16 protein-coding genes are annotated in these 16,308 nt (G+C 62.1%); 5 read left to right on the top strand and 11 right to left on the bottom strand.

What is annotated here, in order from left to right:
* Positions 1–3 precede the first annotated feature (3 nt).
* Entirely contained in the window at positions 4–294 is a 291-nt protein-coding gene (locus FEZ59_RS17980) for a hypothetical protein (protein ID WP_134999142.1), read from the bottom strand.
* Between the two features lie 21 nt (positions 295–315).
* Positions 316–513 (bottom strand): flavin reductase, encoded by a 198-nt coding sequence (locus FEZ59_RS17975; RefSeq protein WP_134999141.1) that lies wholly within the window; start codon positions 511–513, stop codon positions 316–318.
* 221 nt (positions 514–734) lie between these two features.
* On the opposite strand from FEZ59_RS17975, the gene FEZ59_RS17970 reads away from it, so the two are divergent.
* Positions 735–1,946, top strand: coding sequence for a low temperature requirement protein A (locus FEZ59_RS17970; protein ID WP_113683277.1), 1,212 nt, complete (start codon positions 735–737; stop codon positions 1,944–1,946).
* Between the two features lie 10 nt (positions 1,947–1,956).
* Here FEZ59_RS17970 and FEZ59_RS17965 read toward each other — a convergent pair whose 3' ends face one another.
* From FEZ59_RS17965 to FEZ59_RS17935, 7 genes are all read right to left on the bottom strand, one after another.
* The gene (locus FEZ59_RS17965; protein ID WP_021332229.1) at positions 1,957–3,195 is read right to left on the bottom strand and encodes a helix-turn-helix domain-containing protein; all 1,239 of its coding nucleotides are present in this window, start codon (positions 3,193–3,195) and stop codon (positions 1,957–1,959) included.
* A 105-nt stretch (positions 3,196–3,300) separates the two neighbouring features.
* Entirely contained in the window at positions 3,301–4,698 is a 1,398-nt protein-coding gene (gene lpdA, locus FEZ59_RS17960; protein ID WP_021332228.1) for a dihydrolipoyl dehydrogenase, read from the bottom strand.
* A 6-nt stretch (positions 4,699–4,704) separates the two neighbouring features.
* Positions 4,705–6,222 (bottom strand): 2-oxo acid dehydrogenase subunit E2, encoded by a 1,518-nt coding sequence (locus tag FEZ59_RS17955; RefSeq protein WP_172932972.1) that lies wholly within the window; start codon positions 6,220–6,222, stop codon positions 4,705–4,707.
* Positions 6,223–6,224: 2 nt separating this feature from the next.
* The gene (locus FEZ59_RS17950) at positions 6,225–7,274 is read right to left on the bottom strand and encodes an alpha-ketoacid dehydrogenase subunit beta (RefSeq protein WP_020970473.1); all 1,050 of its coding nucleotides are present in this window, start codon (positions 7,272–7,274) and stop codon (positions 6,225–6,227) included.
* A gap of 10 nt (positions 7,275–7,284) precedes the next feature.
* A complete protein-coding gene (locus FEZ59_RS17945; protein WP_044479496.1) occupies positions 7,285–8,208 on the bottom strand; it encodes a thiamine pyrophosphate-dependent dehydrogenase E1 component subunit alpha in 924 nt (307 codons plus the stop codon).
* A gap of 236 nt (positions 8,209–8,444) precedes the next feature.
* On the bottom strand, positions 8,445–8,906 hold the full coding sequence (locus tag FEZ59_RS17940) for an RNA polymerase subunit sigma (protein WP_134999140.1): 462 nt from the start codon (positions 8,904–8,906) through the stop codon (positions 8,445–8,447).
* A 63-nt stretch (positions 8,907–8,969) separates the two neighbouring features.
* Positions 8,970–9,536, bottom strand: a complete 567-nt coding sequence (locus FEZ59_RS17935) for a hypothetical protein (RefSeq protein ID WP_020970475.1) — start codon at positions 9,534–9,536, stop codon at positions 8,970–8,972.
* 256 nt (positions 9,537–9,792) lie between these two features.
* On the opposite strand from FEZ59_RS17935, the gene FEZ59_RS17930 reads away from it, so the two are divergent.
* Genes FEZ59_RS17930 through FEZ59_RS17915 form a run of 4 tightly spaced genes read left to right on the top strand, consistent with a single transcriptional unit; the run spans position 9,793 to position 12,969 of the window.
* The gene (locus tag FEZ59_RS17930) at positions 9,793–10,449 is read left to right on the top strand and encodes a hypothetical protein (protein ID WP_020970476.1); all 657 of its coding nucleotides are present in this window, start codon (positions 9,793–9,795) and stop codon (positions 10,447–10,449) included.
* On the top strand, positions 10,442–11,005 hold the full coding sequence (locus FEZ59_RS17925; RefSeq protein WP_020970477.1) for a hypothetical protein: 564 nt from the start codon (positions 10,442–10,444) through the stop codon (positions 11,003–11,005). Before FEZ59_RS17930 ends, FEZ59_RS17925 begins: the two co-directional genes overlap by 8 nt.
* 12 nt (positions 11,006–11,017) lie before the next feature.
* Positions 11,018–11,695 carry a response regulator transcription factor gene (locus FEZ59_RS17920; RefSeq protein ID WP_172932971.1) on the top strand — a complete coding sequence of 226 codons (678 nt, stop codon included), beginning with the start codon at positions 11,018–11,020 and terminating at the stop codon, positions 11,693–11,695.
* The gene (locus tag FEZ59_RS17915; protein ID WP_172932970.1) at positions 11,692–12,969 is read left to right on the top strand and encodes an ATP-binding protein; all 1,278 of its coding nucleotides are present in this window, start codon (positions 11,692–11,694) and stop codon (positions 12,967–12,969) included. Before FEZ59_RS17920 ends, FEZ59_RS17915 begins: the two co-directional genes overlap by 4 nt.
* A gap of 64 nt (positions 12,970–13,033) precedes the next feature.
* Here the strand turns inward: FEZ59_RS17915 and FEZ59_RS17910 are convergent, their stop codons facing one another.
* Together FEZ59_RS17910 and glpK are read right to left on the bottom strand one after the other, a co-directional pair.
* Positions 13,034–14,749 (bottom strand): glycerol-3-phosphate dehydrogenase/oxidase, encoded by a 1,716-nt coding sequence (locus FEZ59_RS17910; protein WP_134999138.1) that lies wholly within the window; start codon positions 14,747–14,749, stop codon positions 13,034–13,036.
* A 48-nt stretch (positions 14,750–14,797) separates the two neighbouring features.
* Positions 14,798–16,306, bottom strand: a complete 1,509-nt coding sequence (glpK, locus tag FEZ59_RS17905) for a glycerol kinase GlpK (protein WP_020970480.1) — start codon at positions 16,304–16,306, stop codon at positions 14,798–14,800.
* Positions 16,307–16,308: the final 2 nt, after the last annotated feature.

Here is a 16,308-nt window from a genome sequence, read left to right as displayed (position 1 = left end):
CGTTCACTGCCGGCGAACGATGTGCGCCCGCAACGCTTCACCGTCGTCGTCGACCCAGCCCTTGCTTTGGGCGTAGTCGACCATCGCCGCCACTCCGTCGACGTCCGTGGTGTTCTCGCGAACACGGGCTACCGAGATGAATGCACTACCACCGCTGACGTATCCGTAATTCCGAAGGCGCAAGAGCTCGTCCAGTTCGGAATCGGCGATGTCGCCGGTCACCTCGACGTGAAAGGCCTTCAGGTTGTCCACATCGCGGACGCTGACGCGGCCGTTGTCCACCAGTACATACATGGCTTTCCTTTCGTGGATCACTCACGACGGTGAGTGCGTACCGAATACACGCCGGTGATAGGTCAGTGGATTCGCCTCGCAGTGCCAGGCGTCGTCCACCGATCCTGTCACGATCTTGTGATCACCACCGTCCACGACGGCATCGACGGTGCATGCGATCCAGATGGGAGCGTCCGGCAGTCTCGGTGAGCACACGTGTCCATGGCTTCTCGAAAACACAACGCCCTGTTGCCCTGTGGATCGTTCACGACGTCAGCCCTTGTCTGCCAACTCTTGTGTGTTCTTCTTCGTCATGTGGTCGACGGCGTCGAGTTGCGCCTTCGCATGCCCCTCCCGGACGGCGCGCGCGTGAGCGCGGACAGCATCAGCACAACTTCGAAAAAACGGACAACTTCGCTGCCTACCAGCACTGTTGATGCCGATAACCGATACTGAGCTCTATGTCGGAACTCGGAAATGAACCAGACTCGAAGCAGAAGGCGGTGCTCGAGCGACACGCGTCATGGATCGAATTGTTCTTCGACCTGGTCGTGGTAGCCGGTATCGGTCAGCTGGCTCACCTGCTCCACGGTTCGCCGTCGTGGTCGGATGTCGCGCTCTACGCCTTGCTCTATCTCGCGTTCTGGACCGCATGGGCGACGTTCACGATGTACGGCAACGTTGCCGGCGACCGCGTCCGAATCCCGAGCATGCTGATCGCCATGTTCGGACTGGCAGTCATGATGGCGGCCGTGGCCGGCATCCACGACAACCATGCGCTGGCCTTCGCTGTCGCCTACGTGGCCGTACGCCTGCTGGCGAGTCGGGTGTGGCACAACGGCCAGATAGTAGTGGACTGGCCGATCGCCCAGATGTCTCTCGGTGTGATCCCGTGGATCGTCTCGTTCTGGTTCGAGGGCGAAACTCGTTTCTGGCTCTGGACCGCCGGCGTGACTATCGACCTGCTGATCATGTTCGTCGTCTCCGGCAGCGCGATCATGGAAGACGCGCAGGAAAAGCTCGACCGCATCATCAAGGTTCGCGGGTTCAAGGACGACCGGATGCCCGAACTCGAAGCCCTGCACTCCGATCGGGCTCATCTTGCCGAGCGGCTGGGCCTGTACGTCATCATCGTGCTGGGTGAGGGTGTGATCCTCGTGATCTCGGCGGCCTCGAAGCTCACCTGGGACTCCACGGTCGTCAGCCTCGCAGTCGGATCGTTTGTCCTGCTCTCGGGTATGTGGGCACTCTCGCTTCTCTACGGCCACGCCGGTGTTCCGCACCTGCAGCCCGAGAAGTTTCCCGCTCGCATCGACATGGCACTGCACTGTTTCACCACCGGCGCTATCGCGGTTCTGGTCGCAGGACTCGGAGCTGCCACCGAACACGGCGCGGAACACACACCCGCGAACCTACGGTGGTTGTTGTGCGGAAGCATCGCAGTCTATTTCGGAATCAGCACCGTGGCGGGGCTGTTTGCGCGATCGGATCGACGGTGGCTGCTCGGCTGGGCGCTCCCCTGCACGGCCGTCCCCATCGTCATGGGCATTGTCGGCACGCACATGAGCGCCACGTGGATCATCTGGGTGCTGGTGGCCACCGTGACCTGGCAGAACGGCTACGAGTATGCGCAGGTGCGGCGTTCGCGCCGCTCTGCTGTGCGCCTTTATTAACCCCCCGCGGTTAATAAAGGCGCACAGCAGGGACGGTCTTTACCCGCACCGCCGGGTCGAAGCGATAGGGCTGAGCCAGCACGATTCCAGCCAATCGCTTACGCAACCTCGACATCTCGGCCCGGACGGTCACCGTCTTGCGCGGATCGCCGAACAACTCTGAGGCGAGCTGCGAGGCCGTGAGGCCCTCGGGCGCCTGTGTCAGAGCCAGGAGGATCTGCGAATGGCGCGGGCTGAGGTCGATACTCCAACCTCCCAAGTCCGAGGAGTACCGCAGTTCCATCGCATTCGAATCTCGCAGGTCCAATTCGACTTCGGCACAGACATTTCCAGACGCCGGGTTCACCTGAGGACGGATGAGCCAGCCGCCCGGCAGTGGCTCGCACATACACAATCCGAGTGACGGGAGCCAATGCTCGCCGCTGCTCATCGCTTTCGGTAGTGCAATTCGGTAGATCGGCGCCATCGAGTCCACCGCAGCAACCCAGCCACTACGGTCCACAACCATTGTCGGCTGACTCGCGCGAGCCAGCGTCGACGCCGAGATCATCCGAAGCCGATCCAATCCGATTCGATGCTTCTCCCGCAGTGCGGATTCCGCCAGCCTGGCCACACTGTCCACCAAAGCGAGAGTCGACGGGTGGACAGTGCCTGCGGCGCCGGCGACGTTGACGACGGCGAGCGCCCGGCGACTACGCGGATCCCGAACCGTCGCCCCGGAGCAAGTCCATGGATGCTGCGAGCGCGAGTAGTGCTCGGCCGAGAACACCTGCACTGCCGAACCTGATGCCAACGAAGTACCGATCCCGTTGGTACCGACAGCTTCCTCGGTCCACGACGCACCCTCGATCATCCCGAGGCGTTCGGCCCGATCCAGCATTCGACCGGGCCCGTGGCGCCAGAGGATGCGACCCTGTCGGTCCGCCACCACTATCAAATTCGCGTCGTCCGGGCCGACGAGCGGTGCCAGACCGCGTACCGCCTCGTCGAAGATCTCCGTCATTCCGGCCGCACCCCGACTCTCTTCGATCTCCGAGGCACGAGTGGTCTTCGTGATCGAACACCGCTCCGGATCGAGACCGAGGGCGCGCAGACGCGACCACGAATCGGCGATCACGGAGCGCGGGCGCGCGGGCGGTTTGCGCCCGGACATCGTTGCTTCGTACACGGATTCGAGAACACGTGCGTACTGCGCCGGGTCTTCACCACTACCCAGGGCCGGTTCGAGTCGATTCGTTGCGCCGATCACACTCCAGTCCTATGTGATGGGGTCATCGAAAGCGAGCGTTGCACCCGGTTGCAGAGTTGTCCGCGTGCGTGAACGTAGGACGGCGTTCACGCACGCGGACTGTGCTCATGCGTTGAGGGGTCTCCCCAGCGCCGAGAGCACAGACTCGTGCATTGCCTCCGAGAGCGTCGGATGAGCAAACACGACCTCGGCGAGATCATCGCCGGTGGCTTCGAGGGATCGGGCGATACCGAAACCCTGGATCTGCTCGGTCACATCCGGACCGACCATGTGCGCGCCGAGCAGTTCCCCGGTATCGGCGTCGAAGATCGTCTTGACGAAGCCTTCGGCCTCGCCGATCGCCAATGCCTTGCCGTTCGCCTGCAGGTCGAAGTATCCGACCCGCAGCGTGCGACCAGTACCGGCGCACTGCTTCTCCGTCAGACCCAGACTCGCCACCTGCGGGCGGGCATACGTGCATCCCGGAACGTAGTCGCGATCGAGCGGATGAACATCGGGCACGCCTGCCAGCTTTTCGACGCACAGGACAGCTTCGTGACTTGCCTTGTGCGCCAAACATGGAGCGCCCGCGACGTCACCGATCGCGTAGATCCCGAAGGCACTGGTACGGCACCACTGGTCGGTGACGATCGCACCGCGCTCGATCTCGACGCCCAGAGCCTCCAACCCCAGATCCTCGACGTTGCCGGTGATCCCGGCAGCCACCAACACCCGGTCCACGGTCACCGCCTGGACACCGTCGCTCGTCTGCACGTTCACTTCGACGGCGTCGGCGCCGACGGTCACCGCCGACACCGAGGCTCCGGTGTGAATCGTGATGCCACGCTTGTCGAACTGCTTGCGAACGAACGCCGAAATCTCTTCGTCCTCGACCGGCATGATGTGTGGTGCCATCTCGACGATGGTCACCTCGGTGCCGAGATCGCGGTACAGGCTGGCGAATTCGACTCCGATCGCGCCGGACCCGATCACGAGCAGCGACTTCGGTAGTTCCTTCGGGACGAGTGCGTCGAAGTAGGTCCACACCCGATCACCGTCGGGGGCAACCCCGGGAATCGAACGCGGCCGGGCGCCGGTTGCAATGATCACGTGGTCGGCTCGATACGTCTGACCTTCCACGGACACGACGCCCTTGCCCACCAACTTCGCGGTGCCTGAGATGACGTCTACGCCGTTCTTCTTCATCAGGTAGGCAACACCGCCGGACAATTTCTCCGAAACCCCTCGGCTGAACGACACCAACTTCGAGATGTCGAACTGGACAGACGCCGAACTGAATCCGTATTTGTCGAGTTCACTCAAGGTATGCGCGACGTCCGCGCCGTGAAGCATCGCTTTGGTGGGGATACAACCCCAGTTGAGGCAGATCCCGCCGAGGCGATCACGTTCTACCAGCGCAACGTTCAACCCCAACTGGGCGGCCCGGATCGCCGCCACGTAACCACCGGGGCCACCACCGATGACAAGAACGTCGTGCTTCTTCGACGTATTGCTTTCCACCACAGCCCCTTACACCAACATCAGCGCGGGAGAAGCGACAAAGCGCTGGAGCTCCCGAAGGAAGGTCGCGCCCAAGGCTCCGTCGATCACCCGGTGATCGCACGAGAGGGTCACGGTCATCACGGTCCGGACGGAAACACTGTCGCCGACCACCACGGCCCGCTTCTCCCCCGCACCTACGGCGAGGATCGCTCCCTGGGGCGGGTTGATGATCGCGTCGAATGCCTTGATCCCGAACATGCCGAGGTTGGACACCGTGAATGTTCCGCCTTGGAATTCTTCGGGACGGAGTTTGCCGGTCTTCGCCTTGGTGGCCAACGAGAGCACCTCACCGGAGATGTCCGCCAACGACTTTGTGTTCGCGCCACGCACGATGGGCGTGATCAGCCCGGTCGGAAGTGCAACTGCCACCGAGACATCCGCCGACGCGAATCGAAGAACCGATTCGTTCGCGGCATCGAATTGGACGTTCACGTCCGGCACCTTCATCAGCGCAGCCGCGCAGGCCTTCACGATGAAGTCGTTGACCGACAGCTTGACCGCCGGGACAGTCGAATTGATCTCCTTGCGCAGAGCGAGGAGCGCATCGAGCTCGAGATCCGCCGTGAGCCGGAAATGGGGAGCCTGCTGCTTGGACGCCTGCAACCTGCCGGCGATTGCCGATCGCATGGGCGTGAACGGAATTGTGTCGTACTCGGGTTCGACGGCAATGGTTCCCGTCTGAGCCGCCGCTTCTGGCAGGAGCTGCGCGGAACGAGCGGCGTCGTGCACGTCGGCGACGCAGACGCGTCCCCGCGAGCCTGTCGGACGACAATCGTGCAGGTTTACGCCCAGCGATCGGGCAGTTCTGCGTGCGACCGGGGTGGCAGGCACGGCACTGTCGTCGGCGGTTGATCGCAGCGGGAGGCCGGATCTCGTGGCCGGCGCTACTGTCGCAACAGTGCCACCGGCGTCACGAATCGCGTCGTCGATGTCTCGGACACTGATCCGCCCGAGTGGGCCGGTACCCACTACGGCGGCGAGATCGATTCCGAGCGCTTCGGCACGTCGGAGTGCTCGAGGACTCGCAAACACGTCGCTCTGCGTCGTGCCCTGCAGAACACTCGGTACGACGGTGGAACCGGTTGGTGCAGGTTTCGCTGCAACAACCACCTTCGCAGCGGGTGTAGCCGTAGGTGTCGCGGGAGCCTCCGGTTCGGCAACTGGTGAGGGTGCCGGCTCTTCCGCCGGCGCGGTTGCGCCGCGAGCGGCGAGGAACTGCTCGATCTCCGCATCCGTCGTGGACGCATCGGCGGACACACCGATCACGGCACCGACGGGCAGAGTCTGCCCCGGTATGCCGACGATCTTGCGGAGAACACCGTCGAACGGCGCCTCCAGTTCGTTGGTGATCTTGCTGGTCTCGATCTCACAGATCAACTGGCCCTTGGTGAACGAGTCACCTTCCTCGATGAGCCACGCGTTGACCAACCCCTCCTCCATGGAGAGCCCCCATTTGGGGATGTCGATAGCTTTGATGTCAGCCATGATCAGGCTCTCACCAGCTTGCGAACCGACTCTTCGATGCGCGCAACGTCAGGCAGCCAGGCAGTTTCGAGGGTCGGTGAGAACGGAACCGGAGTATGTGGCGGCGTGATCAGTTCGATCGGCGCTTTCAGGTAGTTGAATCCCTTGGTGGCGATCAGCGCGGCCACGTCGTGCCCGAAACCGCAGCGGGCGGCGGATTCGTCGACGATCACGACGCGTCCGGTCGATGCGACGGATTCGAGGATGCCGTCCTCGTCCAATGGTGAGACGGTACGAGGATCGACGACCTCGACCGAAATACCCTCGGCGGCCAGCTTGTCCGCTACGTCATTGGCGCGGTTCACCATTGCGGACAAAGCGATGATCGTGACGTCGTCGCCCTGCCTGGTGTAGTTGGCGACGCCGAACGGAATCGCGTACGGCTCGTCCGGCACCTCGCCCTTGAGGTCGTAGAGCACCTTGTGCTCACAGAACACAACAGGATCGTCGTCCCGGATAGCCTGGATGAGAAGGCCTTTGGCGTCGTAGGCGTTGGACGGCGCGACCACTTTCAGGCCAGGCACCGCGGCAAACACGTTGTACGGAGACTGAGAGTGCTGCGCAGCGGCGGAGAAGCCGGCGCCGATCATGCCTCGCACCACCAGCGGAGTTCTGGCTTTGCCACCGAACATGTAGCGGAACTTGGCAGCCTGGTTGTAGAGCGCGTCGTAGGAGACTCCGAAGAAGTCCATGAACATCAGCTCGGCGACCGGCCTCAGTCCGGTCAGTGCGGCTCCGGCAGCCATTCCGATGATCGCGGATTCGGTGATCGGGGTATCGATTACACGCTCCGATCCGAACTCCGTCCACAATCCCTTGGTGACACCCAGGACACCGCCGAATGCCTCGATCTTCTTCGTCTCCAGATCGGGATTGGTACCGGCATGCCCACCGCGTACGTCCTCACCGATCAGGACGACGCTCGGATCTCGTTGCATTTCTTGAGCGATGGCCTCTTTGACGGCCTCGCGGTAGGTCTTCTTCGACACGTTCGTGGCTTCCACGCTTGTCATCTCGGGCTCCTCAGTACGACACGTAGACATCGGTCAGCAGATTTTCGACTGGTGGGTACGCTGCGGCGCGCGCCTTCGCCACCGCCTCGTCCACCAGCACTCGCGACTGCTCGTCCACCGCGTCCAGATCAGCGGTGCTGACCTTCTTCGCATCCACACTGCTACGGAAATTCTTGAGCGGATCCTTGGTTTCCCGCAGTTGCGCAACCTGTTCCGCCGTGCGATACAGCTGCGCGTCACCCTCGAAGTGGCCGTGCCAACGGAATGCGGCCGCCTCGATCGTGGTGGGGCCACCGCCGGTCCTGGCTCGCTCGGATGCTTCCGCCATTGCGTCGTAGACCGCGAAGAAGTCGGTGCCGTCCACCTTGACGGCAGGCATTCCGAAGGATGCAGCGCGGGCGGCGATGTCGGGTGCGCCCACCGCGTAGTCGGTTCCTGTTGCTTCACCGAATCCGTTGTTCTCGATCACGAAGACGATCGGAAGATCCAGCACCACAGCCATGTTCATCGCCTCGAAGACGGTTCCCTGGTTGGATCCACCGTCTCCCGTGAACGACGCTGCGATGACGCCGTTTCGAAGTGTCTTGCCACTCAGTGCAGCGCCGATCGCCAACGACGGGGCTCCGCCGACAATCGCATTGGCACCCAGCATTCCAACGGACAGGTCGGCGATGTGCATCGACCCACCCTTACCGCGACACAGGCCGTCGTCCTTGCCGAAGATCTCGGCCATCATGCCGTTCAGATCGCAGCCCTTGGCGATGCAGTGCCCGTGACCGCGGTGAGTGGATCCGATGTAGTCGGCGTCGCTCAGGTTCTCGCACACTCCCACTGCGATGGCTTCCTGGCCCGAGTAGAGGTGAATGAAGCCGGGGATGTCACCGGTTGCATTCTCTTCGTGCAATCGATCCTCGAACGCGCGGATGCGCGACATCTTCTCGTACGCCTTCAGCAATGCATCCCGGTCCAGCCCTGAATGAGGCTTGGCCCCGGTCTTTTTCGATCCTGACGTTGCCGGCTTCTGCGCCGTCCGTTGAACCACCGTCACACTCCTCGTTCTCGATCACTCGTCGCCATGCAGTGTCGTGTAGGTCACGGGCGAAGAGAAAGAGTTGCGTGAGGTTGCCGGGAGTTGCGAAGGGTTGCAGCTGTTGACTTTCGAGCGTTGGCTCAGGCGCCGCTGAGGCTGCCGCGTCTGATCTTGGACAGCGCGCGGTGTTGGACGAGTTCAACGGCGCTCGTTGTTGTTCTCAGTGACAGCGCCGTCTCGCGCACGTCGAAACCGACAACGATGCGAGCTACCAAGACATTGCGTTCGACGGCCGACAGATCACCGAACGGCAGAGTGAGTCGACTGGATGCGGGTAGCGAATCGATTTCGCGACTGATCGCGTCGTACAGATGCGCGAGGAACGCTTCTCCGGCGCGTCTTCGTCGCTGGATATCGTCCAGGACGGAACGGCAGATTCCGACGGCAATACGGTCAGCGTCGACCGGTCGCAATTCGGCACGACAGCGCCGCGTCACCAAAGGCACGATGCGTTGAAGGAGTTCCGCAATCGCGTCACGATCCCCTCGGGACGCATCGTCGGCAACACCGTCGATCGAACGTCCACCTGCCCTGCTTGTCATTCCGATCTCCCCCTGGTTCCACCCTTGGTCGAATTCCCGACTACTGCTCAGGTTTCGAGCTCGCTAGGGGCGTATCGGCTCGGGGCAGATCCCGGTTTGTTCCCCGATGATGTTGATCTCGGCGTTGGAACGAGGGTCAGCGCCGTAGTTGATCTGGTCAGTGCACTTCTCGGGGGGTTCGACGGCACCGGATGGGAGCGGGGCCGGGCATGAACCCATCTGCTCTCCGATGCTGTTGATCTCTGCATTCGAACGAGGATCGCCCGCATAGTTGATCTGATCGGTGCACTTGGTCGACCCGGTAGCCGGACCAGGGGCCGCAGGGGCAACTGTGCTGGCCGAGACCGGCGTCCAGGCCGGTGCTGCTCCACCCGCCGGGACTCCCGGGGTGGATTCGTCCGCGCTGCCGGCCGAATTCGAATTTTCGACTGTCTCCGACGTAGGTGCCACCGTGGTCAGCGGGGGTGTGGTCGCGGACGCCGCGACCACTGACGTAGCCGTCGAACCGTTTTCAGGTGCAGTGGTGTCTTCACTCGAACACGCGGTCATGGCGCACGCGCTTCCGATCGTCAGTACGGCAAGAAACACTCGCAGGCGCCGAGACTTGTTGGTCAGCAAAACATCAGGCATGTGCTCTCACGCTCCTCGATACAGAAATTCGGGTCCGTTCACCTCAAATGGCGAACATCGACGTGACTCACTCTAAAAGCCTGATTCCATCGGTTTCGTAACAGAATTCCGGCGGTCGCGTACCAACTCTCAACGGTCCCGACATTCATACGATTACGTAACGGTGGGTGGCGAAACGCCGATATCGAGATCACGTGTGATCCTATGAAAAGTGCGCATGCCGATGAGACAGTTCGCACCGGCAGGGGAGGGGAAAGTGTTGTATCGGAATGAGATCTGCGAGGGCCGAACAGGCCGCACTCGCAGGCTGTTCGGTACGGCACTCGCGACAGCGGCCGTCGGAGCGTCCGTGATCACCGGATGCGGGTCCACCCAGGGTGTTGTGATCGAAGGCGATGTCGCTTCCACCGGATTGTCCGTCACACAGCCCGCCGACCTGGCCAGACGGGTTGCCGAGAATTCGAGGCTGGGCCGTGCGCTTCTCGACGACCCCGGGGTGTCGGAAGGCGTGAAGACAGAACTCCGATCGTGCCCGGACTGGTATCCGATCTCTGTCGGATCCATCCTTCTCGATCCAGGCGCACCTCGTATCGTGCCGGAGACCGAACTGGTCGTCATGAATGTGTATCCGTGCCAACCGGCCCACCAACCCGGGACCGGAGTATCGATTTCGGTCAACCTCGCCGGCTACGTCTACCGCAGCGGCAAGGCCGGTTCGAGTGAAGACAATCCCGAACTGGGTGAGCGCCTGTTCTCCGTCGAAGAGCGCGGAAAGTTCATCGTCAGCGGTCAACGCGCCGCGAGTTTGTCTGTCCTGGAAACGGATCCGCGGCCACCGGAGTTCGAATGTTGCCCCCGTCCACCGCTTCGGACCGAGTTCCACTGGGATGGAACGGAGTTCATCCGTGATTGATCGCCGTCGCCGCGCGATGCTCGCCGGTCTTTGCCTGCCGGTCGCGTTTGCTCTCGCCTCCTGTTCCACCGAGCCTGAATCAGAACCCACTCCGAATATCGCAGCATCACTCGACCCCTCGGATCTCTCACAGGGCTTGAGCATCGATCCTGTTGCCCTCCTCAGAGCAGACCCGGAAGTGTCCGATGCGGTCAAGGACAGTCTCCGACTGTGCGGGGATGCGAACTTCCCCTTCGAAATCCGGTACTCCCACGTGACGGACGCCGTTTGGCAAGATGCCGTCGTCAATGTCTTCACCTGCGAGTCTGTCGGCATCTGGGGACGACCGGCCCCACCGGTCAGCTTCATGGTCGCCGGATTCGTCTACCAGATCGACGAATCGGGCGCTCACAAAGTCTTCGGAGTGCAAGACCCAGGACGCTACGTCGTCGGCTCAACCGGAGGATTGTCGGTCATGGTCGACCTGTGCAAAGACCCCGGCATTCCGGAGTTCTGTCAATCGTCGACTGCATACAAGTGGACCGGTGAAGGGTTTGAGAGTGTTCCGTTCCCATGAAAGCGAAGGCCGATGACCGATCCGTTGATTTTGCTGGTCGAAGACGACGCTGTCATCCGCGAAGCAACGCAATTGAATCTCGAACGCAACGGGTTTCGGGTGATCACCGCATCGGGTGGGTTGACCGGAATGGATTTGGCGGTCGACGCCAAGCCGGATATCGCCGTCCTCGACGTGATGCTTCCCGACCTGAACGGAATCAGCCTGTGCCGACGCATTCGTGAGGAACTGTCGGTGCCGGTCATCATGCTGTCCGCGCGCGACGACCCGGTCGACATCGTTCTCGGATTGGAAGCCGGTGCCGACGACTACGTCACCAAGCCCTTCGACAGCGGTGTCCTGGTGGCCCGTATCCGAAGTGTGCTCCGGCGGGTCGAATCCCATTCCGGTACGGAGAAAGACATCGTGACTCTCGGCGATCTGGAGATCGATCGCGAGTTGGTGACCGTCACGCGTTCGGGCGCCGAAGTGGCACTCACCCCCACTGAAATGAAGCTGCTCCTGATCATGGTGAGTGTGCCGCGCAAAGTCTGGTCTCGCTCCGAACTGCTCTCGGACGTCTGGGATTACGACTGGGGCGGCGATACGCGCATCGTCGACGTTCACGTTCAGCGATTGCGCACGAAGATCGGCTCCGAACAGATCCGAACCGTCCGGGGGTTCGGCTACACGATGGACAACCATCGGTGAGATCGCGGGATCTCGCCGCCAAGCTCCCGTCCACCGGGAGGCGGTTGTCGTTTCAGTGGAAGATCGCTGCAGCGATCACGTTCGTGATTGCCGTCGCCTCGATCACGCTCAGTACCGTGATGCATCAAACCTTTTCACACAACCAAGAGGATGCAGCGCGGGCGGCAGCTGATCGCAATCTCCAACTGGTGTTGCAGGACGAAACGGGCAGCATGCGTGCGCTGTTCCGCGCCACCACAGATGGTCTCGACGTTCCGGAAGAGTTGCGTCAGGCCGTGGCGGGCGGCAAACGTGCCACCTACCTTGTCAACAGCGGGGACCAGCCATTTGTCTGGGCTGCTGCCGACGTCAACACTCAGGTGGTGGCGATTCGCGTCCCGTACACCGCGCAGCGGGAATCGATCGCCAGCGTCGATCGGACACTTCGCAATGCCACCATCGCAGTGATCGCAGCGGGTGCCGTCCTGGGTGTGCTGCTTGGACTCGCGATGTCGTATCGATTGCGCTCGGCCGCCCGTGCGGCTCGCAAAGTGTCCACCGGAGCGAACATCCGCGTCCGATCGGTCACCTGGTCGCTTTTCGACGACGAGATCACCGAGCTGGCGGATGCGGTCGACGCAATGTCGGATGCGCTGCGGGGACAATTGGACGCCGAGAAGCGCGTGACAGCCAACATCGCGCATGATCTCAGAACACCCATCTCCGGACTGGTCGGCGCCGCAGAGCTTCTGCCGCCAGGTAGGCCTACCGAATTGGTGCGCGACGGCGTCCATAAACTCAGGAGGCTTGCCGAGGACGTCATCGAAGTGGCCCGCCTCGACACCACGTCCGAGCAGGCTGACATCCAATCGGTGGAACTGGCACCGGTGGTTCACCACGCGATTTCCACCACCGGGGTGGAGTGCGAAGTGAGAGTTCACGGGACCCCTGTGTCGCACACCGACGCACGTCGGCTCGAGCGGATCATCGCCAACCTGATCTTGAATGCTCGAAATCACGGAAAGCCGCCGATCAATGTCGACGTCGACCACTCCCGCGTCACGGTGCGGGATCGGGGCAGCGGGTTCACTGAAGAGTGGCTTCGTCAGGGGCCGAAGAGATTTCAGACCGATTGCGTCGAACGCGGCCCGAACTCGGGCCTGGGCCTCGGCTTGACGATCGTAGTCGGGCAAGCGGCGGTCATCGGCGCTCGTATCAACTTCTCGAACCATCCGAACGGCGGCGCTGTGGTGACGATCGACCTCCCCGAATGCCCGCCAGACGAGTTCGCTTGACACCGAGCCAGTTCGGCCGATCGGCCGGGACGCAATGCCCCGGCCGATCAGTGGTGTCTCAGGTTCAAACCTGTCCGACAGTGACTCCGGTGCGAACGTCCGGTGCACCAAGGCGCGCCGCATCAGCGGTCAGGTCATCGGGCTGCTCCTGCGATTCCCGCTCGGCTGCAACACGCAACCGGTAGTGTTCGATCTCCTCGGCAATGTGCTCGGGAGTCCAACCCAGCACCGGCGCAACCAGTTCGGCTACTTCCGCGGCTGCCGCGTCGCCGCGGTCGGTCACCTCGATGGAGATGCGGGTACGACGGGTGAGGATGTCGTCGAGATGCTGCGCACCCTCGTGACTCGCGGCGTAGTGAATCTCCGCCTTGAGGTACTCAGAGGCGGAGTCCAACGGCTGCCCCAGTTCAGGCCTCGCCTCGATGAGTTCGAACAACTCGTCAGCCAAAGTGCCGTACCGACCGAGTAGGTGCTCGATGGTCGAAACGTGGAGCCCGGTGCGCTCAGCGGTGAGATGCCGATTGTTGTGTGCGGCAAAATAGCCGTCGGCACCCACCAGCTGGATACGCTCGGTGCAGGACTTCGGCACCTTCTGTTCGAGTCCGTGTACCGCGGAATCGACTGCGTCCTTGGCCATCACGCGGTAGGTCGTGTACTTGCCACCGGCGACCACCGTCAACCCTCGAACCGGACTCGACACCGCGTGCTCACGCGAGAGAGTGCTGGTCGAGTCCGATTCGCCGAACAACAACGGACGCAGTCCCGCGTACACACCGACAACATCCTCGTGCGTCAACTCGTCCTGGAGCAGCTTGTTGACATGTCCGAGGATGTAGTCGATATCGCTTCGGCTCGCTGCCGGATGCGCGAGGTCGAGGTTCCAGTCGGTGTCCGTCGTACCGATGATCCAGTGGCTTCCCCACGGGATCACGAACAGCAGACTCTTCTCGGTCCGCGTAATGATTCCGGTAGAGGAGTTGATGCGGTTTCGCGGGACGACCAGGTGCACACCTTTCGAAGCGCGAACCTGGAATTGCCCTCGCCCACCGACCATTTCCTGGATCTCGTCGGTCCAGACCCCGGCGGCGTTGATGACCTGACGAGCACGGATCTCGAACGCGCGACCCGTTTCCAGATCCACTGCCTTCACTCCGACAACGCGGTCCTCCTCACGGAGAAAACCGATTACGCGGGTGCTGTTGACGCACAGTGCGCCGTATTCGGCTGCTGTGCGCGCCAGCATCATCGTGTGGCGGGCGTCATCTACCTGGCCCTCGTAGAACTTGACCGAACCCCTGATAGCAGAGCGCTTTCCGGAAGGGAACGACTCGAGAGTCTTCTTCTTTCCCACATGCTTGTGGTGTGAGGGAACCCCGCGGCCTGCGCCCATCACGTCGTAGACGCCGATGCCCAGACCGACGTACGGCCGGTCGATCAACTTCTCGAGCGGGTAGATGAACGGCACCGGCTTCGCGAGATGCGGGCACAGCGAGTTCAGAACCAGCGAACGCTCACGCAGTGCCTCGAACACGAGCGCAAAATTGAACTGCTCCAGGTAACGCAGTCCGCCGTGGAACAACTTGCTGGACCTGCTCGAGGTTCCGGACGCGAAGTCACGAGCCTCCACCAAGCCCACCTTCAGACCACGAGTTGCGGCATCGAGCGCGCTACCCGCGCCGACCACGCCACCGCCGATGACCAGGACGTCGAGTTCGGTTTCTTCCAACTTCTTCAGCGACTCCGCCCGCGAGGACGGACTCAATGCTTGTGCTGTGCTCATGAAAAGGGTTCCTTCACTTGAAAATAGGTAGAAATTCGGGCGCCGCTATCAGTCTGCGTCAACCCAGTCGAGTGTCCGAGTGACGGCTTTCTGCCAGCCTGCGTACAGCCGCTCACGCTCGGCCGAATCCATCGACGGCGTCCAGCTCTTGTCCTTCGCCCAGTTGCTGCGAATGTCGTCCTCGCTCTCCCAGTACCCGACCGCGAGACCAGCGGCGTACGCAGCGCCCAATGCCGTGGTCTCCGCAACGACAGGGCGGATCACCTCGACGTCGAGCAGATCGGCCTGGAATTGCATGAGGAGTTCGTTCGCGACCATTCCGCCGTCGACCTTGAGTACCTTCAAGTCGACGCCCGAGTCGAGGTTCATCGCCTCGATCACCTCACGGCTCTGGTACGCAGTCGCTTCGAGTACCGCCCGGGCAAGGTGCCCCTTGTTCACGAACCGGGTCAGACCGACGATGGCACCGCGGGCATCCGCGCGCCAGTGCGGTGCGAACAGACCCGAGAACGCAGGCACGAAGTACGCGCCACCGTTGTCGTCCACAGAGCGCGCATTGACCTCGATGTCGGCCGCGTTGTCGATCATGCCGAGGTTGTCCCGAAGCCACTGGACCAGCGAACCGGTCACGGCGATCGATCCTTCCAGCGCGTAAACCGTTGGCTGCTCACCGATCTTGTAGCAGACCGTAGTCAACAAACCGTTCTTGCTCATCACCTTTTCGGTGCCGGTGTTGAGGAGCACGAAGTTGCCGGTTCCGTAGGTGTTCTTCGCTTCTCCGGGTGAGAGGCAGGCCTGACCGAAAGTCGCTGCTTGCTGATCGCCGAGGATTCCGGCGATCGGCACACCGGACAACGTTCCGCGTTCGCGTACGAATCCGAAAGTTTCGGACGAGCTGCGAATCTCGGGGAGCATCGATTCGGGGATGCCCATGTCGGCGCAGATCGCCGAATCCCAAGCGAGAGTGTCAAGATCCATCAACAGGGTGCGCGACGCATTGGTGGGGTCGGTTGCGTGCACTCCGCCGTCGACGCCGCCGGTCATGTTCCACAGCACCCAGGTGTCCATCGTGCCGAAGCACAACTCTCCTGCGTCGGCCTTCTCACGCGCCCCCTCGACGTTGTCGAGAATCCACTTGACCTTGGGACCCGAGAAGTACGTGGCCAAAGGCAATCCGGTGACTTCGGTGTACTTCTTCGGCCCGTCCTCGCCGGCGAGTGCAGTACAGATTCGATCGGTGCGTGTGTCCTGCCAGACGATTGCGTTGTAGACGGGTTTTCCGGTGGCGCGTTCCCACACCACCGCTGTCTCACGCTGATTGGTGATGCCGACGGACGCGATATCGGCCGCGGTCAGGTCTGCGTTTGCCAAAGCGCCCGCGGTGACGTTGCGGACGTTGTCCCAAATTTCGATCGGATCGTGTTCGACCCAGCCTGCCTGCGGAAAGATCTGTGTGTGCTCGTGCTGTTCGACAGCGACTACGTGCCCACTGTGATCGAAGATCATGCAACGTGTGGAGGTGGTTCCCTGGTCTATCGCGGCTACGAACTGCGTCATCG

This window comes from Rhodococcus sp. MS13 (genome assembly GCF_013277835.1).
Taxonomy (GTDB): domain Bacteria; phylum Actinomycetota; class Actinomycetes; order Mycobacteriales; family Mycobacteriaceae; genus Rhodococcus_F; species Rhodococcus_F erythropolis.
The sequence above is the reverse complement of the archived record's forward strand: the minus strand, read 5'-3'. Positions and strand labels throughout refer to the sequence as shown.